The following is an 18,896-nucleotide window of genomic DNA, read 5'->3' as shown; positions in this document are numbered from 1 at the left end:
TTGTATAAAAAAATATATATTTGACAATAATTAAGAGGAAAGGTAGGGGGTAAAATGGAGGCAAAAAGTTTATTTATCTATTTTATTATTTTCACTCTTAATTTAGTTGGTGTACCTAATGGAAGTGCTATAAGTAAAGAGAATTATAACTATATAGAAGAAGTTGTTATGGATAAAACAGTTTTTTCAGAAAATGGAGTTAAGATTCAATATAATATTAAATCAGATATAGATGATGAAGTTTTAAGAATAAAAAATATATTTAAAGATGAATATACTTTTGAGTTAATAGATAAGTATCATTTTTATATTAAAGGTGAAAATACTATAGAAATTAAACTTTGGAAAGAAAATAACTATGTATTTGTTGAAGGTATTATATTAAATAAAAATAAAAAAATATTAAATTTAGACTTGAAAAATATATTAAAAAAATTACAAAATAATAAAACTAAGTCTGTTAAATATTTTGAATATTATAAAGGTAGATTAAATGATGTAAAAAGCTTAAAAGATATAAAGTTAAATGATAAATTCCTAAAAATTCATAATGGATATGTAGGTAAAGAAAAATTGCCTAACAATAAGGAATTTAGTTATGGAATTGTAGAATATGATACAGGGATATATGTTATTATTGGAACTCCTACTATATTTACAACATACTAATAATTAATTATGGAGGAAAATATGGAAAAAATAATTGTAAAGGGAGTTAGTAGATTACAAGGAGATGTAAATATAAGCTCGGCAAAAAATTCCGTGTTACCTATAATAGTATCTACAATATTATCTCCTAATGAAATAATAATAAAAAATACACCAATGTTAGAAGATGTTCAAGTTATATTGAATTTGCTTAAAGGATTAGACGCAGATGTTAATTATTCAAAAATTAGTACTAATCTTAAAATAAATACAGAAAATCTTAAAAATTTTGATGCAACTAATAGTCTTGTTAGAAAAATGAGGGCATCTTTTTTAATTATGGGACCTATGCTTTCTAGGTTTGGATACTGTAAGCTATCAATGCCTGGTGGTTGCAATATAGGAAGTAGACCTATAGATTTACATTTAAAGGGATTAAGTGCATTAGGTGCAGAAATTACACAAGGACATGGATTTGTTGAAGCAAGGGCTAAAAGACTTATAGGAAATAGGATATATTTAGATTTTCCATCTGTAGGAGCTACTGAAAATATTATGATGGCAGCAGTTTTGGCAAATGGAACAACAATTATAGAAAATGCTGCTGAAGAACCAGAAATATGGGATTTAGCAAACTTTTTAAATTCAATGGGAGCAAATATAAAGGGTGCAGGACTTGGTAAGATTACAATAGAAGGTGTAAAGGAATTAAAAGGAACATCCTATAAACCTATTTACGATAGAATAGAAGCTGGGACATTTATGGTAGCTGCTGCAATAACTAACAGTATGATAAAAATAAATGATGTAAATGAAGAACATTTAAGACCTTTAATAGAAAAATTAAAGGAATGTGGAATTATTTTAACAGAAGAAGATAATGGAATAATAGTAGATGGTAGATTAGATAAAAAATCTGTTGATATAAAAACATTGCCATATCCAGGATTTCCAACAGATATGCAACCTCAAATAATGGCATTACTTGCAGTTACAAAGGGTTCTAGTATAATTACAGAAACTGTTTTTGAAAATAGGTTTATGCATGTGGCAGAACTAGTTAGAATGGGAGCTAAAATAAAAATAGATGGAAGAACTGCAATAATTGAAGGTGTGTCTAAATTAACAGGATGTGAAGTTAAGGCTACAGATTTAAGAGCTGGTGCAGCTATGATACTTGCAGGGCTTGTAGCAGATGGAACTACTGAAATAAGTGATATCTATCATATAGATAGAGGCTATTTAAATATAGAAGAAAAGTTTAGAAAACTTGGAGCTTGTATTTATAGGATAGAAAAATAGAAGGATTAAAACCTTCTATTTTTTTTGGAAGCTTTACATAAATTTATAATAGTAAGTATATTTTTAGATTAAAAACATATAAATAGGTGTATATAAATTTATGGAGGGATAAAGGTGAGAGAAAATGAGATACTAAAAAATCTTAAAAGAATAGGTATTACTACAGGAATTATTTTAATATTTATGATGATTATTCCCTTTATTCTTATGGGAAGTGGAATAAAGAATTTTAGTTCTGATGGAACTTATTATAATGATAACAAAGAATTAAGTGTTTTTATTAAAGGAAAGGATAAAGTTAAAGTTTATAGAACTAAGGAAAAAAAGATTGAAGAAATTAAAGTTGAAGATTATGTTCTAGGAGTAGTTTCAAGTGAAATGCCAGCAAAGTTTGAGATAGAAGCATTAAAGGCTCAATCAATAGCAGCAAGAACATTTTATTATAGCAAAAGACTTAAAAATTGCAATTTAGCTAATGGTGGGGAAATATGTGATGGTGTTCATTGTCAAGCATATATGAACAAAAAAGAAAGAATGTCTAAATGGGAAGAGAAAGAGAGAAATAATAATTATGAAAAAATAAAAAAAGCTGTAGAAGATACTAAAGGACAAGTTTTAACTTATAAAGGAAAGTTGGTATTATATCCTCAATTTTTTTCAACAAGTTCAGGAAAAACAGAAAATGCAGAAGATGTATTTTCATCAGAAGTTCCGTATTTAAGATCAATAAATAGTTTAGGAGAAGAGGTTTCTCCTGTATATGAATCTGAAAAAGAATTAAAAAATAAAGATTTTATAAATATAATTAATCTAAAATATAAAAGAGCAAAGCTTAATGAAAAGAATATAAAAGAAAACATAAAAATAAAATCAAGAACAGATGGTGGTGCAGTTGATGAAATACAACTTGGCAAAACAATAATAAGTGGAATTGAGTTTAGAAAATTATTTGATTTAAAATCTGCAAATTTTACTATTGAGTATTTAGAAAATAAAGTTAAGATAAAATGTAAAGGCAATGGACATGGTGTTGGAATGAGTCAATGGGGTGCTAATGTTATGGCAAAAGAAGGAAAGAAATATGAGGATATATTAAAACATTATTATACAGATATAGAAATTGGAAAAATTGTTTATAAATAAAAGTGAAAAAAGTATATAAAGATGATATTTGGTAAATAATCAAATATCATCTTTTTTTTGTTATAAGAAAATTAAACAAAAAGGATTATTTTTCATAAAAATGGGAAAAATAAGTAAAGGAGGTGTTTATTATGAATAAAAAATCAAATGGATTTAAAGAAAAATCTAAAAAAATAATGACTAGTATTAAGAATTTTTTTAAGAAGGAAGGCTTTTATGTAGCTTTATTTGTAGGTTTATGTGTAGTTACTATAATTGGAGCAATTGCAATAAAGGGCGTAGGAAATAAGCCAGAAGAAAATAAAGCAAATAAAGAAAATGAAGTGGCTTTAAATATTGAAGAAAATCAAAAAACAAATGTAGAAAGTGTTAGGGAGAATTCCGAAAGGGTAGAAGGTGAAAAGAAACAAACACCAACAAAGCCTGTTGGAACTAACAGTAAGATGAATTTTAACAATCCACTAGAAGGAAAACTTTTAAAATCACATAATGAACCATATATTTTTAAGGATGGAAAGCAAGTTCCATCAGGTGAAAAAGGTGATTCAAGTTATAGTTATGGAGGAATTTCTGTAAAGGCTCCTTTAGGAACTGCTGTAAAGGCTTCAGAGGATGGAATAATAGAAAGTGTAATAGAAAATGATGTAACTTATGGAGTTACAGTTACAGTAAAACATCCAAATGGAGTAAAGACATCTTATTCAAATTTAGATAAAAATTTAAAAGTTAAAAAAGGTGATAAAGTTACAAAGGGACAGGAAATTGGAAAGATTGGAAATACATCAAGTACTTTAAAAATGTGTGTTAAAGAAGATTTCTTACATTTAAAAGTATTTTCAAAGAAAGATGATAAATACACAGAAGTAGATCCAATAAAATATTTTAGCTACAAAAAATAAGAAATGCATTAATCAGTCATTTTTTCTAAAATGGCTGATTAATATAAAAAAATAAGTATAGTTTAAGGAGGGAGCATTTTGAAAGACTATATTGAAGAAAGAGTATTAGAAGTGGCCCAATATATTATTGATTCAAAAGCTACAATAAGAAAAACAGCAAAAGTTTTCGGAGTTAGTAAAAGTACAATTCACAAAGATATGACAGAAAGGCTTCCTAAGATAAATCCAATTATAGCAGAAAAAACTCATACAATTTTAGAACTTAATAAAGCTGAAAGACATATAAGAGGTGGAAAGGCTACTAAGCTAAAATATAAAACTGCTGAATAGTGTAAATTTTTTTGGAAAAAGTTGAATAAAAATCATATTCCATATATAATTTATTGTATGGTTATATAAAAAATGTAAAAAATTCTAAAATAAATTGTAAATAATTAGGAGTGAACTTTGGAATGTGGTTTTGGAAATCAAAAAATGATTTAGGTATAGACCTAGGAACAGCAACAGTATTAGTATATGTAAAAGGTAAGGGTATTGTATTAAAGGAACCATCAGTAGTTGCTATAAATACAAGTAATGGTAAGGTTTTAGCTGTAGGAGAAGAAGCTAGAAAAATGATAGGAAGAACTCCAGGAAATATTATTGCAGTTAGACCTTTAAAAGATGGTGTTATTTCTGATTATGATGTAACAGAAAAAATGCTAAAGGAATTTATAAGCAAAGCAGTTGGAAATAAAAAGATTATAACACCTAATATAATGGTATGCGTACCATCCCAAGCATCAGAGGTAGAAAAGAGAGCTGTTATGGAAGCAGCTAGAAATTCAGGAGCAAAAAAAGTACACTTAATAGAGGAGCCTCTTGCAGCTGCAATAGGTGCAGGATTAGATATAACTAAACCTGACGGATGGATGATTGTAGACATAGGTGGAGGAACTTGTGATGTTGCAGTAATATCCTTAGGAGGAATAGTTGTAAGATCATCTATAAAAGTTGCTGGAGATAAGTTTGATGAAGCTATAATTAAATATATAAGAACAAGATATAAGATAATGATTGGTGAAAAAACAGCAGAACAAATTAAGATGGAAATAGGTTCAGCCTTTAATAATTCAAGAAATGAAGAAGCATCAGTTAAAGGAAGAAACTTAGTTACAGGTTTACCTGATGAAATAAAGATAACATCAAACGAAATAAGGGAAGCTCTTAAAGAGCCAGTTAATTTAATAGTTGAAGCTGTTAAATTAGTTTTAGAGAAAACACCACCTGAAATATCATCAGATATTATAGAAAAGGGTATACTTATGACTGGTGGAGGTTCTTTACTTCATGGATTAGACAAACTTATAGAATCAGAAACTGGAGTTACTGTAAATGTTGCAGAAAATTCAGTAGAGGCTGTTGCTGAGGGTACAGGTTCTGTTTTAGGATATATTGATAAATTAGACAAAGCTATAAATGATCAGGAAGTTGTACTAATTGAATAGTATAAAAATAAACCCAAATTTATAATTTGGGTTTATTTTTATTTAAATTTTCATATTCATAATATGAATGAATTAATCCATCTGCAATAACCTTTGCCATTTTAAAAATTAAAGATAAACGAATAGATTTACTATAGAAGAAGTCAGCATTTTCATTAGAGTCAACAATTCCAACAATTGATTTATCCCCAACTTCAGGTAAGGATTTACCTACTCCCTTTCCAGGGTGTATAGCAAAGTTTCTAATATGAATCTCACCTATTGAAGATTCCTGTCCTAAACAGGCATCTATTCCAATTATATAAGCGTTTGGATGAGTTTTTTTAATATATTCTAAATTTTTATTTATATTTAATGCGTGTATTGGATTATCTATTGATCCATATACAGGAAGAGGAAAGTTGTTAATATTTAATATAGTACCAACAAGAGGACCTAAACAATCCCCTATACATTTATCAGTTCCTATACAAATTATTACTGTATTTTCAGAAAAAGAATTTAGAATAGCTTTGGATATATTATAGTAAGCAAGTGGGGATGTGTGATGAATTTTTTTTTCCATATAAGCACCTCCATATTTATATATATGTAGGTATTTTTTTTATAGAATAAACTGAATAAAAATATTTTATATGGAAAGTATTTTTATAGGAGGTGTATTATGAAAAAAATATTAATGGTAGTATTATTATCTATAGTAACTTCAATGACTATATATTTTGTGGCTTTTTGGAATCCAAATAAAAATATTAATAACAATTTAGTTTTACAAGATGAAAGTAAAGCAAAAAATAGATTTGAAAATAAGAATGAGGATAATAATTTTGAAAATAAAGATATAGAAAATATAAATAATAAAAATGAGAATAAACAACCTAAAAGTGAAAATAATAGTAATAAAAAATATGAAGAAAAAGATGTTGAAATAGAAAATAAAGAAAAAAATAAAAATTATAATATTAATGTAGAAAAAAATAATGATGAAAATGAGAGCAATGATGGAGAAAAAGATAAGTTAGCAAATTCAAAGGTTCAAATATTTAATGTGAAAAAGGAAGAGATAATAGGAAGTTTAAGTATTAGAGAAAAATCAAAAATTATTTCAATAATTAATAAATTATCCTCGGTAGATACTGAAAAAATAAAAGAAATACTGTATAAGAAAGGAGAAAATGAAGGAGCTAAAGAAGTAATTAAAATATTAAAACTTAGGTTAGTAGAAGAAGATTATAATGATATAAAAGTTATATTATCACCTTATATAAATATAGAACTTTTAGAAGAATTAATTTAAAATATATTATAACAAAAATGGAAGTATGTATGAGAATAAAGAAGAATGAAAAGGATAAACTTAAATTTTGATATGTTTTGTAAGTTGAAATAAAAGGTGTATGAATATATACTAACTATTGTCGGTTGGTCAGGAAAAACAAATCGGCGTTGAAATTAAATAAAATTTGGTGGAGTTCCCGAGTGGCCAAAGGGGGCAGACTGTAAATCTGTTGTCAGTTGACTTCGAAGGTTCGAATCCTTCCTCCACCACCATTTTTTGTGGGCGCATAGCTCAGCTGGGAGAGCACCTGCCTTACAAGCAGGGGGTCACAGGTTCGAACCCTGTTGTGCCCACCACAAATTCCAAAACAAAAAAATAAGCTGATGTGGCTCAATTGGCAGAGCAGCTGACTTGTAATCAGCAGGTTATCGGTTCAAGTCCGATCATCAGCTCCAAATAAGGTGGAGTTCCCGAGTGGCCAAAGGGGGCAGACTGTAAATCTGTTGTCAGTTGACTTCGAAGGTTCGAATCCTTCCTCCACCACCATTTTTTTTGTGGGCGCATAGCTCAGCTGGGAGAGCACCTGCCTTACAAGCAGGGGGTCACAGGTTCGAACCCTGTTGTGCCCACCACAAATTCCAAAACAAAAGAATAAGCTGATGTGGCTCAATTGGCAGAGCAGCTGACTTGTAATCAGCAGGTTATCGGTTCAAGTCCGATCATCAGCTCCAAATAAGGTGGAGTTCCCGAGTGGCCAAAGGGGGCAGACTGTAAATCTGTTGTCAGTTGACTTCGAAGGTTCGAATCCTTCCTCCACCACCATTGCATTAAGAGTATTCTTAATGCTTTTTTTATTTTATATGGAATTATAATAATTAAAAATTATTTATAATTTTATAAATTAATAAAAAATAGTTTAAATAGTTTGATTTATTATGTTTTAATATATAATAATTTAAAAATAATAAAGTGTTATAATATATGAAAAATATGTACAAGAAAGTAATTTTTAATGTATAAAAAATATTAAATAATTATAAACAAATAAATAAGTATACTTTTACACTAATAAAAACATATTGACTATGAAATTTCTATATGCTAAAATGTTTTACATAATTAAATAATTATAAACTCTTATCAAGAGAGGTGGAGGGAGACGGCCCTTTGAAACCCAGCAACCTACAAATAGCTTGTAAAGTTATTGTGTGTGGTGCTAATTCCAGTAGAATAGTCTACAAGATAAGAAAGATTAGAACACAATCTCTTCTTATCGAAGAGTTTTTTTATTGCAAAAAAACAAAAGAAATTTGGAAGGAGAAATGAAAATGAAAAGATTATTTACATCAGAGTCAGTTACTGAAGGACATCCAGATAAAATCTGTGATCAAATTTCAGATTCAGTTTTAGATGCTATATTAGCAAAAGACCCAAATGCAAGAGTTGCTTGTGAAACATGCACAACAACTGGTATGGTAATGGTTATGGGGGAAATATCAACTAATTGTTATGTAGATATTCCTAAAGTTGTTAGAGAAACAATAAGAGAAATAGGATATGACAGAGCAAAGTATGGTTTTGATTGTGATACATGTTCAGTAATGACAACAATAGATGAACAATCAAGTGACATAGCTATGGGTGTTGATGAAGCCCTTGAATCAAAACAAGGAGAAAAGGATGAAGTTGAAGCAGTAGGTGCTGGAGATCAAGGTATGATGTTTGGATATGCTACTAATGAAACAGAAGAATTTATGCCAACTCCAATAGCAATGGCTCACAGACTTTCAAGAAGACTTACAGAAGTAAGAAAAGATGGAACTTTAGAGTATTTAAGACCAGATGGAAAGACTCAAGTTACAGTTGAATATGAAAATGATAAGCCAAAGAGAATTGATACTATAGTAATTTCAACTCAACATGATGAGTGTGCTACTTTAGAACAAATTCAAAAGGATTTAAGAGAATATGTTATTAATGCTGTAATTCCAGCTGAATTATTAGATGAGAAAACAAGATATTTCATAAATCCAACAGGAAGATTCGTTGTTGGTGGACCACAAGGAGATAGTGGATTAACAGGAAGAAAGATAATAGTTGATACATATGGTGGAATGGGAAGACACGGTGGTGGAGCATTCTCAGGAAAAGATGCAACAAAAGTTGATAGATCAGCAGCATATGCAGCAAGATGGGTAGCTAAAAACTTAGTAGCAGCAGGTGTTGCAGATAAGTTAGAAATACAATTAGCTTATGCTATTGGAGTTGCAAAGCCAGTATCAATTCAAATAGATACATTTGGAACTGGAAAAATAGATGAAGAAGCTATAGTAAATATAGTTGAAAAAATATTTGATTTAAGACCAGGTGCTATAATAAGAGATTTAGATTTAAGAAGACCAATATATAAGCAAACAGCAGCTTATGGCCATTTTGGAAGAACTGATGTTAAGCTTCCATGGGAAGAATTAAATAAGGTAGAAGAAATTAAAAAATTATTATAATATAAATAAAAAAATATAGTTTTTTATATTTTAAGGGCGTTAACCTAGTTAACGCCCTTTTTTTAACTTAAAATTATAAATATTATTAAGTGAAAAATAAAAACAATCTAATATGTATATAAGTTAATAATATTATAGGGTAAAATCATTTGGTAATAAGTATCATATTATAAAAAAATATGATATTATATTAATGTTATAAAATCTACATAGTTATTTAAATAACTTTACAAATTGATAATAAATAGCCATTTAAAACATTTTTTTACAGTAAGGTTATGTTAACTCATATATTTATTAATTATTAAAAGCATTTTAATTTTAGTATAAGTTAATAAATATATATAGTTTTTATAATAACAATTACATTATTTTAGGGGGAGAACTTATGCAAATAATAAGTTACTTAATTCCAGGAGTTTTAATAGCTTTTGTGAATTATCTTTTCTTTGAGAAAAACAAAGGAGCTTTATCTATTATAAAAAACTTATTAATATACATAGTACTATTTAATATAGTAACATTAAGTATATTAAAGTTTGTTTTCGACAAAAAATCAGTACTTAAATATTCTACATATACAGGTGCATTTTCTATTAAATATATTATTTTTGCACTATTATGTGGAATGATATATTTGTTTATAAAAGGAGTAGTTAATTCTAAAATTACTTTTATTCCTGCTACTGATAAAAGCAATTGGAAAGTTATATTAGTAAAAGTAATATCAATAGTATTCTTTGTAGTAGGAATGGTTTTTGTTTTCTTTTCAAATTGGTTTATAGATTATTTTGGAAAGATGACTCCAGAACAATTTTTATTTAATTTAAATTCACCAATTAAAGGTACAGCTTCTGGAATGTACATGGAAATTTTGATGTCACCAGTATTTTCTATTATAGCTACTTTAGTTGTATTTTTAATATTCTTGAATTTCCGTTATGACATATTCTTAAAAATAAAGAATATAAAGAAAAGAATATTAAATCAAAAATATTTAAGAATAATAATGTTTGCACTTTCTTGTGTATTTCTTGTTGGAGGAGTATCATATGGTGTTAAAAAGTTAAGTCTTCAAGAAGTATATGATGCTTATGTTAAAGATTCACCATATATTAAGGATAATTATGTTAGTCCACGTGATGTAAAGATGTCTTTCCCAGCTAAAAAGAGAAACTTAATTCACATTTATTTAGAGTCTGTGGAAAATTCATATATGTCAAAAGATTTAGGTGGATATATGAAGACTAATTTAATGCCTGAATTAACAGAACTATCTAAAGAAGGTATTCATTTTTCAGAGTCTGATAAATTTGGTGGACCATATCAAACATATGGATCTGGATGGTCAGTAGCATCTATGGTTAATATGAGTACAGGTCTTCCACTTAAGATACCTATGGGTGGTAATTCTTATGGAAAATCAGGAAGTTTCTTACCAGGTGCAGTTGCAATAGGAGATATTTTAAAGGCACAAGGATATAATCAAACAATAATGTTTGGTGCAGATGCTGATTTTGGTGGCTTAACTACTTTCTTTACAACTCATGGTAATTTTAATATTTTTGATTATAAAGCAGCAAAAGAGAAAAAATTAATTCCACAAGATTATAATGTTTGGTGGGGATATGAAGATGATAAGTTATATGATTTTGCTAAAGGTGAAATAACTCGTTTATCAAAAGAAGGAAAACCATTTAACTTTACTATGGAAACAGCAGATACTCATTTCCCAGATGGTTATTTATCAAAACATGCAAAGAAAAAACATGATTCACAATATGCAAATGTTATTTCATATTCAACAAAGGAAACAGTTAAATTTGTAAAATGGATTCAAAAACAACCATTTTATAAAGATACTACTATTGTAATAACTGGTGACCATTTAAGTATGGATAAGAAATTCTTCAAAGATTTTGATAAGTCATATCACAGAACAATATATAATTTAATTCTTAATCCAGCAGTTACAACTAAGGATACAAAGAATAGAAAATTCTCTCCAGTTGATATGTACCCAACTATATTATCAAGTATGGGAGTACAAATTGAAGGAGATAGATTAGGATTAGGAACAGACTTATTCTCAGGTAAAAAGACATTAATCGAAAGAGATGGCTTAGAAACAGTAGAAAAAGGTTTTGGAACTAAGAGTAATTACTTTAATAATACATTTATTTCTGAAAAAATGAATAGTAATTTTAATAATACGCTAGTAACTGAAAGAAAAAAATAATAAGACTTATATTATAAAGTTTAAAATTAAATAAATAGTGAAAAGCTCTAGACACATATGAATTTTTGTCTAGAGCTTTTTGTATATCATTAATTAATTTATAAAATATATAAATATTTATTGTAATAATTTAATTGAAAAATAAATTAAATAAAAAAATGAATTATTTTGACTGAAAATGATTGACTTTGAATGAAATTGGTTGTATTATATATTTAAAGAGGTGGTGTAAATGTTATCAGAAGAGAGGTTTGAAAGAATCTTAAAGCTTTTGGAAGAAAAAAATACAATTACAGTCACAGAACTAGTAAAAGAGTTAGATACTTCTGAATCTACAATAAGAAGGGATCTAAATCATTTAGACCAAATAAGAAAGCTTAAAAAAGTTCATGGTGGTGCAAAGTCTATTAATATGACTTATGCAACTAAAGATGATGAAGTAGTTGTAAGACAAACTCTAAATGTAGAGGAAAAAAAGAAAATAGCAAAATATGCAGCTAGTCTTATAAACGAAGATGATTTTGTATATATAGACGCAGGAACGACAACTGAACTTATGACAGATTACATAACAGAAAATAGAGCAATATATATAACAAATGGAATTGTACACGCTAAGAAGTTAATTCAAAAAAAATGCAAGGTATATATAATAGGTGGCGAGCTAAAATTATCTACAGAAGCAATAATAGGAGTTGAGGCTATAGATAGTTTGAAAAAATATAATTTTACTAAAGGCTTTTTTGGAACAAATGGAATAAATAAAAACGCAGGATTTACAACTCCTGATATAAAAGAAGCATTAGTAAAAAGGGAAGCTGTAAATAGAAGTCATGAAGCTTACATACTTGCAGATGACTCTAAATTTAATCATATATCAGCAGTCACATTTGCAGAAATAGACAGAGCAACAATAATAACAACAAATCTTAAACATAAAGAGTTTAAGGAATATGCAGAAATATTGGAGGACAATTAAAAAATGATATATACTATGACTTTTAATCCTTCTTTGGATTACATAATGAAAGTTAAAAAATTTGATTTAGGAATGGTAAATAGAACTTATGAAGAATCTATATTTCCAGGTGGAAAAGGAATAAATGTTTCAATAGTGCTTGGAAATTTAGGAATAGAAAATAAGGCTTTTGGATTCATAGCTGGATTTACTGGAGAAGAAATAGAAAAGAAAGTAAAAAAATCAGGATGTAGAGCAGAATTTATTAAATTGAAGGAAGGTCTTTCAAGAATAAATGTAAAGCTTAAAAGTGAAGAAGAAAGTGAAATAAATGCACAAGGTCCTATAATAGATGAAAAGTCTATAGAGGATTTATATAAAAAATTAGATGAAATAAAAGATGGTGACATATTAGTATTAGCTGGAAGTATTCCAAATACATTACCATCAGATATGTATGAAAAGATTATGAAATACTTAAGCAATAAAAAAATAAAAGTTGTTGTAGATGCAACAAATGATTTACTGCTAAATGTATTAAAATACAACCCATTTTTAATTAAACCTAATAAACATGAACTTGAAGAAATGTTTAAAGTAACAATAAATTCAGAAAATGAAATTATTGATTACGCAAAAAAACTACAAGATATGGGAGCAGAAAATGTTCTTATATCAATGGCTGGAGATGGAGCTATATTAATAAATGAAAATGGTGAAGTCTTAAGACATAAAGCTCCAAAAGGAGAAGTTAAAAATTCTGTAGGAGCAGGGGACTCAATGGTTGCAGGTTTCGTTGCAGGGTATATTATGAAAAATGATTATAAAGATGCCCTAAAATTTGGAATAGCAACAGGGAGTGCCAGTGCTTTTTCAGAAGATTTAGCTACTAAAGAAAAAGTATTTGAAATACTTGAAATGATAAGTTAAAAAATAGGAGGCAAAGGTATGCGTATTATAGACCTTTTAAAGGAAGAAGGAATTGAATTAAACTCAAAAGTAACTTCAAAAGAAGAAGCTTTAAATAAATTAGTTGACCTTATGGATAAGGAAGGAAACTTATCTAATAAAGAAGTTTATAAAGAAGCTGTACTTAAAAGGGAAGAATTAAGTACAACAGGTATAGGAGATGGAATAGCTATACCTCATGGAAAATCAAAGGCAGTAAAAAAAGCAGGTCTAAGCTCAATAGTTGTAAAAGATGGTATTGATTTTGATTCATTAGATGGACAGCCAGCTAAATTATTCTTTATGATAGCTGCACCAGAGGAAGCTAATAATTTACATCTTGATGTACTTGCTAGATTATCAACTATATTAATGGATGAAGATTTTAGAAATAAACTTATTAATGCAAATAGTAAAGAAGAATATTTAAAACTTATAGATGAAAAAGAAAAAGAAAAGTTTGAAACAGAAAAAAGCGAAGAAAAGAATGAAGAAGGTTATAGAGTATTAGCAGTTACAGCTTGTCCTACAGGAATAGCTCATACTTATATGGCTGCTGAAAGTTTAGAAGAAAAAGCTAAACAAATGGGAATTTCAATAAAGGTTGAAACAAATGGTTCAGGTGGAGCTAAAAATGTTTTAACTAAAGAAGAAATAGAAAATGCAGATTGTATAATAATAGCAGCAGACAAAAATGTTGATATGGCAAGATTTGATGGAAAAAGATTAATAAAGACTAAAGTTGCAAATGGAATTCATAAGGCACAAGAACTTATTGAAGAAGCAACAAGTGGAAAAGCTCCAATATATCATGCTGATGGACAAAGCCAAGGCGGAGATGAAAGCATAGAAAAAGAAGGAGTAGGTCATACAATATACAAGCACTTAATGAATGGTGTATCTCATATGTTACCATTTGTTATAGGTGGAGGAATACTTATAGCATTAGCATTCTTATTTGATGATTATAGTATAAACCCAGCAAACTTTGGTATGAATACACCATTTGCAGCATTCTTAAAAACAGTTGGTGGAACAGCCTTTGGATTTATGTTACCAGTATTATCTGGATACATTGCTATGAGTATTGGTGATAGACCAGCCCTTGCAGTAGGTTTTGTTGGCGGTATGCTTGCAAATCAAGGTGGTTCAGGATTCTTAGGTGCATTACTTGCAGGATTTATTGCTGGATATTTAGTTCTTTTATTAAAGAAGATATTTAGCAAATTACCACAAGATTTAGAAGGTTTAAAACCAGTTTTATTATATCCTTTCTTTGGAATACTTTTAATTGGTGCAATTATAATTTTTGTAATTAATCCTCCAGTATCAGCTATAAATGCTGGATTAACTAATACTTTAAACTCAATGGGTGAAAGCAGTAAAGTTGTACTAGGAATAGTACTTGGAGGAATGATGGCAGTTGATATGGGAGGTCCTATAAACAAAGCAGCTTATGTATTTGGTACAGCAGGACTTGCTAGTGGTCAATTTGACATAATGGCAGCAGTAATGGTTGGAGGTATGGTTCCACCACTTGCAATAGCTTTATGTACAACATTCTTTAAAAATAGATTTACAAAGAGAGAAAGACAATCAGGTATTACAAATTACATTATGGGACTGTCATTTATAACAGAAGGTGCTATACCATTTGCAGCAGCAGATCCACTTAGAGTAATACCAGCTTGTGTAATTGGATCAGCAGTAGCTGGAGGACTTTCAATGATGTTTGGATGTTCACTTAGAGCACCACATGGTGGAATATTTGTAGTACCAGTTATAGGAAATCCTTTAGGATACCTTATAGCATTAGGTGTAGGTGCTATAGTTGGAATGTTCTTACTAGCTATATTAAAGAAACCATTAAAAGAAAATGCTTAATATATAAATAAAGAAAAAAGATACCATTAATTTGGTATCTTTTTTTGTTTTGTAAAATTATTAAATTATAATATATTAAGCTTCGTGAACTACTTTTCCATTTATTATAACTTTTTTTACATTTATATCTTTATCAAAAATTACTAAATCAGCATCATAGCCTTCTTTAATAAGTCCTTTTCTATCTTCAACCTTACAATGCTTAGCACCATTAAAACTTGCCATTTTAACTACTTCATTTAGTGGATAATCTGTATTGTTATATACATTTCTAACAGCCTTATCAAGAGTTAATATTGAACCTGCAAGAGATCCAGTTGAAATTCTTGCTGCACCATCTACAACATTTACTTCTTGTCCACCTAATGAATAAATACCATTTGGCATTCCACAGGCCATCATTGCATCAGTTACTAAAAGCACTTTATCAGTTCCTTTTTGCTTATAAGCAATTCTAAGAGCTGGATATGCAATGTGAATTCCATCTGAAATAGTTTCAGTTGTTATATCTGAATCAAAGGTAGCTCCAACAACTCCAGGATTTCTGTGGTGAAGAGGAGTCATAGCATTAAATAAATGAGTTGAATGCGAACATCCACATTTAATTCCTTCAATAGCTTCATCGTAAGTTGCTTTAGTATGTCCAATAGAACAAAGAACTCCTTTATTGCTTAAATATTCAATAAGTTCCTTTGCACCTTCTACTTCAGGAGCAACTGTTATTGAAACTACAGCATCTTCACAATCTCCAACCATTTTTTTGTAAGTTTCTATTGAAGGAGCTTCTATAAATTTAGGATTTTGAGCTCCAATAGCTTTTCCATTTATAAATGGTCCTTCAAGATGAGCACCTAATACGTTTGCACCATCTGTACCATTAAGTTTAGCTTCCTTTATAACTTCCATTGATTTTCTAATATCTTCTACAGCTACAGTCATTGTAGTTGGTGTGAAGGAAGTTGTACCAAATTTACATATAGTTTTAGCTATCTCATTTATAGCCTCAAAAGTTCCATCCATTGTGTCATAACCACTTGCTCCATGAATATGAACATCTATAAATCCAGGTGAAAGATACATTCCTTTTGCATCTATTATTTCATTATCATTTGCATTTTTAGGGTTTATTTCTTTTATTTTTCCATTTTCAATAAGTACTGAACCTTGTTCAATTCTATCAAGAAAAATTATATTACAGTTAGTTATTAACATATAAAAATTTCCTCCTTTAAATTTGTTTCAAAAATACTCTACATAAAATTATATATTTAACCTTCTATGATATAATTATATATTATATATTTTAAAAGTATATAGTCAAAAATAAAAATAATTATGTAAGGTTTGGAGAGATAATATGGAAAACATTATTGGCTTTGTTGAAGCTATTGTTTTTAGAAGTGAAGATACTGGTTATACAGTTTCAAAAATAAATTTTAATAAAGAAACAATTACAGCAGTTGGAACAGTTCCTTTTATTAAGGAAGGCCAAAATGTAAAGTTAAAAGGTGAGTGGATAGTCCATAAGCAATTTGGAAAACAATTTAAAATAGAGGAATTTGAAGAGATACTTCCAACTTCAGTAGAAGCAATTGAAAAATATTTAAGTGCAGGAATAATATATGGAATTGGACCTGTAACTGCAAAAAAAATAGTTGATCATTTTGGAGAAGAAACCTTTGATATTATGGAAAATAATATAGAAAGGCTTATGGAAGTTGATGGTATAGGTAAAAAGAAATTTGGAATAATATATGAGTCTTACATAGAGCAAAAGGACTTAAAAGATATAATAATGTTTTTCCAATCTCATGGAGTTAGCAATAATCAATGTTTAAAAATATATAAAAAATTTGGCAAAGAAGCTAAAAATATAGTTTCAGAAAATCCTTACATATTGTGCAAAGAAATATCAGGAATAGGCTTTAAAACAGCAGATAAAATAGCTATGAGTTTAGGAGTAGAGGCAGTATCTCCCTTTAGAGTGAAAAGTGGAATAGAATATGTTATAAATGGTTTTTGTGCTGCTGGAAATACATATATGCCAAAGGAAAAACTTATAGCAGAAGCCTGTGACACATTAGTAGTAGATAAAAAAATAATTGAAGAAAATATATATAATTCTATTTTAGAGGGAAGAATTATAGGTGAAAAAGTTCAAGAAGAGGAAGGGATTTTTACTCTTCCATATTATTATTGTGAACTTGGAATAACTAATAAAATAATAACTCTTGGAATAGAAAACTTTCAAACAATAAATACAGATGTAGATTATGAAATAGAATTATTTGAAAAAAAATATAATATACAGTTAGCAGATTCTCAAAAGGAAGCAATTTTAGCTGCTTTTTCAGAAGGAATAGAAATTATAACTGGAGGGCCAGGAACAGGTAAAACAACAATAATAAAATGTATTATAGATATATATGAGAAAAATGGAATGAAGGTTTTACTTGGAGCACCAACGGGAAGAGCTGCTAAAAGAATGACTGAATCTACAGGAAGGGAAGCTAAAACAATACATAGACTTCTTGATATGGGAGTTTCAAGTGATGAAGAGGAAAAATCCCTTTTTGGTAAAGGAGATACAGATCCATTAGAGGCTGATGTTGTAATAATAGATGAGGCATCAATGATTGATATTACATTAATGCATAATCTTTTAAAGGCAATAAAATTAGGAACTAGGCTTATAATAGTTGGAGATGTAGACCAATTACCATCTGTAGGGCCTGGAAATGTATTAAGAGACTTAATAAATAGTGGATTAATAAAGGTTGTTAGATTAAAGGAAATATTTAGGCAAGGGTCTGAAAGTTTAATTACAGTTAATGCCCATAGAATTAATAGTGGAGAAATGCCTTACCTTAATAAAAAGGGAAATGATTTTTATTTTATAAAAGAAGATTCTCAAGATGAAATACTTACAACAATAATAGATTTAATTAACAGAAGGCTGCCAACCTTTAATAAAGATTGGGATAAATTAAGGGATATTCAGTTACTTACACCTATGAGAAAGGGAACTTTAGGAGTACTTAATATGAATGAAAGTATTCAAAAGATATTAAATCCTCCTGCAAACTATAAAAAAGAAAAGAAAGTTAAGGAAATGATTTTTAGAGAAGGGGATAAGGTTATGCAAACTAAAAATAACTATTCCCTTAAATGGACTAGAGTTTCTGGAGAAGGTGAACCAGAAGGTGTTGGAGTTTTCAATGGAGATATGGGTTTTATAGAAAGTATAGATGAAGAGGAAAAGATTGTAACTGTAATATTTGATGATGAGAGAAGAGTAAGATATGATTATGTTTATTTAGATGAACTAGAATTAGCCTATGCAATAACCATTCATAAGAGCCAAGGTAGTGAGTTTAAAGTAATAATAATACCTGCATTTATGGGATCACCATTTCTTATGAATAGAAATCTTTTATATACAGGAATAACTAGGGCAAAAAGCTTAGTTGTTGTAGTTGGAATGCCAAAGGCATTAAAATATATGGTTAGTAATACTAAAAGTATGGAGAGATATTCTGCCCTTCAATATAGAATAAAGGATATTATAGCAAATGATATTATAGAGAAGTAAATTTAGGAGTTGA

At 28.7% G+C, this 18,896-nt stretch carries 15 protein-coding genes, 7 tRNA genes and 1 riboswitch; of the genes, 20 read left to right on the top strand and 2 right to left on the bottom strand.

The window, feature by feature from the left end:
• Positions 1-54 precede the first annotated feature (54 nt).
• The 6 genes from J2S18_RS03630 to mreB all read left to right on the top strand — a co-directional run bounded on the left by J2S18_RS03630 (position 55) and on the right by mreB (position 5,479).
• The gene (locus tag J2S18_RS03630; RefSeq protein ID WP_307483329.1) at positions 55-669 is read left to right on the top strand and encodes a hypothetical protein; all 615 of its coding nucleotides are present in this window, start codon (positions 55-57) and stop codon (positions 667-669) included.
• 21 nt (positions 670-690) lie between these two features.
• Positions 691-1,950 carry a UDP-N-acetylglucosamine 1-carboxyvinyltransferase gene (murA, locus tag J2S18_RS03625; protein WP_307483327.1) on the top strand — a complete coding sequence of 420 codons (1,260 nt, stop codon included), beginning with the start codon at positions 691-693 and terminating at the stop codon, positions 1,948-1,950.
• Between the two features lie 114 nt (positions 1,951-2,064).
• On the top strand, positions 2,065-3,093 hold the full coding sequence (gene spoIID, locus J2S18_RS03620; RefSeq protein ID WP_307483324.1) for a stage II sporulation protein D: 1,029 nt from the start codon (positions 2,065-2,067) through the stop codon (positions 3,091-3,093).
• 131 nt (positions 3,094-3,224) lie between these two features.
• On the top strand, positions 3,225-3,992 hold the full coding sequence (locus tag J2S18_RS03615; RefSeq protein ID WP_307483321.1) for a peptidoglycan DD-metalloendopeptidase family protein: 768 nt from the start codon (positions 3,225-3,227) through the stop codon (positions 3,990-3,992).
• A 78-nt stretch (positions 3,993-4,070) separates the two neighbouring features.
• Entirely contained in the window at positions 4,071-4,322 is a 252-nt protein-coding gene (spoIIID, locus tag J2S18_RS03610; protein WP_307483318.1) for a sporulation transcriptional regulator SpoIIID, read from the top strand.
• Positions 4,323-4,444: 122 nt separating this feature from the next.
• Positions 4,445-5,479, top strand: a complete 1,035-nt coding sequence (mreB, locus tag J2S18_RS03605) for a rod shape-determining protein MreB (RefSeq protein WP_307483316.1) — start codon at positions 4,445-4,447, stop codon at positions 5,477-5,479.
• Positions 5,480-5,498: 19 nt separating this feature from the next.
• Here mreB and yyaC read toward each other — a convergent pair whose 3' ends face one another.
• Complete coding sequence (gene yyaC, locus J2S18_RS03600) at positions 5,499-6,044, bottom strand: spore protease YyaC (protein WP_307483313.1); 546 nt, start codon at positions 6,042-6,044, stop codon at positions 5,499-5,501.
• Positions 6,045-6,143: 99 nt separating this feature from the next.
• On the opposite strand from yyaC, the gene J2S18_RS03595 reads away from it, so the two are divergent.
• From J2S18_RS03595 to J2S18_RS03535, 13 genes are all read left to right on the top strand, one after another.
• Positions 6,144-6,776 carry a hypothetical protein gene (locus J2S18_RS03595; RefSeq protein ID WP_307483311.1) on the top strand — a complete coding sequence of 211 codons (633 nt, stop codon included), beginning with the start codon at positions 6,144-6,146 and terminating at the stop codon, positions 6,774-6,776.
• A gap of 168 nt (positions 6,777-6,944) precedes the next feature.
• Positions 6,945-7,030: transfer RNA gene (locus tag J2S18_RS03590), tRNA-Tyr, on the top strand.
• Between the two features lie 8 nt (positions 7,031-7,038).
• Positions 7,039-7,114: transfer RNA gene (locus J2S18_RS03585), tRNA-Val, on the top strand.
• 23 nt (positions 7,115-7,137) lie between these two features.
• Positions 7,138-7,213, top strand: a tRNA-Thr gene (locus tag J2S18_RS03580).
• Positions 7,214-7,218: 5 nt separating this feature from the next.
• A tRNA-Tyr gene (locus J2S18_RS03575) sits at positions 7,219-7,304 on the top strand.
• A 10-nt stretch (positions 7,305-7,314) separates the two neighbouring features.
• Positions 7,315-7,390: transfer RNA gene (locus tag J2S18_RS03570), tRNA-Val, on the top strand.
• A 23-nt stretch (positions 7,391-7,413) separates the two neighbouring features.
• A tRNA-Thr gene (locus J2S18_RS03565) sits at positions 7,414-7,489 on the top strand.
• A 5-nt stretch (positions 7,490-7,494) separates the two neighbouring features.
• Positions 7,495-7,580, top strand: a tRNA-Tyr gene (locus J2S18_RS03560).
• Between the two features lie 312 nt (positions 7,581-7,892).
• A riboswitch (SAM riboswitch) is annotated at positions 7,893-8,007 on the top strand.
• Positions 8,008-8,086: 79 nt separating this feature from the next.
• Positions 8,087-9,262 carry a methionine adenosyltransferase gene (gene metK / locus J2S18_RS03555; RefSeq protein ID WP_307483309.1) on the top strand — a complete coding sequence of 392 codons (1,176 nt, stop codon included), beginning with the start codon at positions 8,087-8,089 and terminating at the stop codon, positions 9,260-9,262.
• 388 nt (positions 9,263-9,650) lie between these two features.
• Positions 9,651-11,501: an LTA synthase family protein gene (locus J2S18_RS03550; protein ID WP_307483306.1), complete on the top strand. Its 1,851-nt coding sequence runs from the start codon at positions 9,651-9,653 to the stop codon at positions 11,499-11,501.
• Positions 11,502-11,733: 232 nt separating this feature from the next.
• Positions 11,734-12,480 carry a DeoR/GlpR family DNA-binding transcription regulator gene (locus J2S18_RS03545; RefSeq protein WP_307483303.1) on the top strand — a complete coding sequence of 249 codons (747 nt, stop codon included), beginning with the start codon at positions 11,734-11,736 and terminating at the stop codon, positions 12,478-12,480.
• Between the two features lie 3 nt (positions 12,481-12,483).
• Positions 12,484-13,389 (top strand): 1-phosphofructokinase, encoded by a 906-nt coding sequence (pfkB, locus tag J2S18_RS03540; protein ID WP_307483300.1) that lies wholly within the window; start codon positions 12,484-12,486, stop codon positions 13,387-13,389.
• An 18-nt stretch (positions 13,390-13,407) separates the two neighbouring features.
• Positions 13,408-15,291, top strand: a complete 1,884-nt coding sequence (locus tag J2S18_RS03535) for a PTS fructose transporter subunit IIABC (protein ID WP_307483297.1) — start codon at positions 13,408-13,410, stop codon at positions 15,289-15,291.
• A 75-nt stretch (positions 15,292-15,366) separates the two neighbouring features.
• Here the strand turns inward: J2S18_RS03535 and nagA are convergent, their stop codons facing one another.
• Positions 15,367-16,503 (bottom strand): N-acetylglucosamine-6-phosphate deacetylase, encoded by a 1,137-nt coding sequence (gene nagA, locus J2S18_RS03530; RefSeq protein ID WP_307483293.1) that lies wholly within the window; start codon positions 16,501-16,503, stop codon positions 15,367-15,369.
• A 145-nt stretch (positions 16,504-16,648) separates the two neighbouring features.
• Between nagA and recD2 the strand changes: the two genes are divergently transcribed.
• Positions 16,649-18,883, top strand: coding sequence for an SF1B family DNA helicase RecD2 (gene recD2, locus J2S18_RS03525; protein ID WP_307483290.1), 2,235 nt, complete (start codon positions 16,649-16,651; stop codon positions 18,881-18,883).
• Positions 18,884-18,896: the final 13 nt, after the last annotated feature.

The sequence above is a fragment of the Eubacterium multiforme genome (genome assembly GCF_030813415.1).
Classification (GTDB): Bacteria; Bacillota; Clostridia; order Clostridiales; family Clostridiaceae; genus Clostridium; species Clostridium multiforme.
This window is presented reverse-complemented; position numbering and strand designations above follow the sequence as displayed.

What these genes read in the sequence shown, in the direction of transcription:
- metK (WP_307483309.1), top strand. Translation starts at nt 8,087, where the DNA reads ATGAAAAGATTATTTACATCAGAGTCAGTTACTGAAGGACATCCAGAT.
- pfkB (WP_307483300.1), top strand. Translation starts at nt 12,484, where the DNA reads ATGATATATACTATGACTTTTAATCCTTCTTTGGATTACATAATGAAA.
- J2S18_RS03630 (WP_307483329.1), top strand. Translation starts at nt 55, where the DNA reads ATGGAGGCAAAAAGTTTATTTATCTATTTTATTATTTTCACTCTTAAT.
- J2S18_RS03615 (WP_307483321.1), top strand. Translation starts at nt 3,225, where the DNA reads ATGAATAAAAAATCAAATGGATTTAAAGAAAAATCTAAAAAAATAATG.
- J2S18_RS03595 (WP_307483311.1), top strand. Translation starts at nt 6,144, where the DNA reads ATGAAAAAAATATTAATGGTAGTATTATTATCTATAGTAACTTCAATG.
- J2S18_RS03545 (WP_307483303.1), top strand. Translation starts at nt 11,734, where the DNA reads ATGTTATCAGAAGAGAGGTTTGAAAGAATCTTAAAGCTTTTGGAAGAA.
- yyaC (WP_307483313.1), bottom strand. Translation starts at nt 6,044, where the DNA reads ATGGAAAAAAAAATTCATCACACATCCCCACTTGCTTACTATAATATA.
- murA (WP_307483327.1), top strand. Translation starts at nt 691, where the DNA reads ATGGAAAAAATAATTGTAAAGGGAGTTAGTAGATTACAAGGAGATGTA.
- nagA (WP_307483293.1), bottom strand. Translation starts at nt 16,503, where the DNA reads ATGTTAATAACTAACTGTAATATAATTTTTCTTGATAGAATTGAACAA.
- J2S18_RS03535 (WP_307483297.1), top strand. Translation starts at nt 13,408, where the DNA reads ATGCGTATTATAGACCTTTTAAAGGAAGAAGGAATTGAATTAAACTCA.
- mreB (WP_307483316.1), top strand. Translation starts at nt 4,445, where the DNA reads ATGTGGTTTTGGAAATCAAAAAATGATTTAGGTATAGACCTAGGAACA.
- J2S18_RS03550 (WP_307483306.1), top strand. Translation starts at nt 9,651, where the DNA reads ATGCAAATAATAAGTTACTTAATTCCAGGAGTTTTAATAGCTTTTGTG.
- recD2 (WP_307483290.1), top strand. Translation starts at nt 16,649, where the DNA reads ATGGAAAACATTATTGGCTTTGTTGAAGCTATTGTTTTTAGAAGTGAA.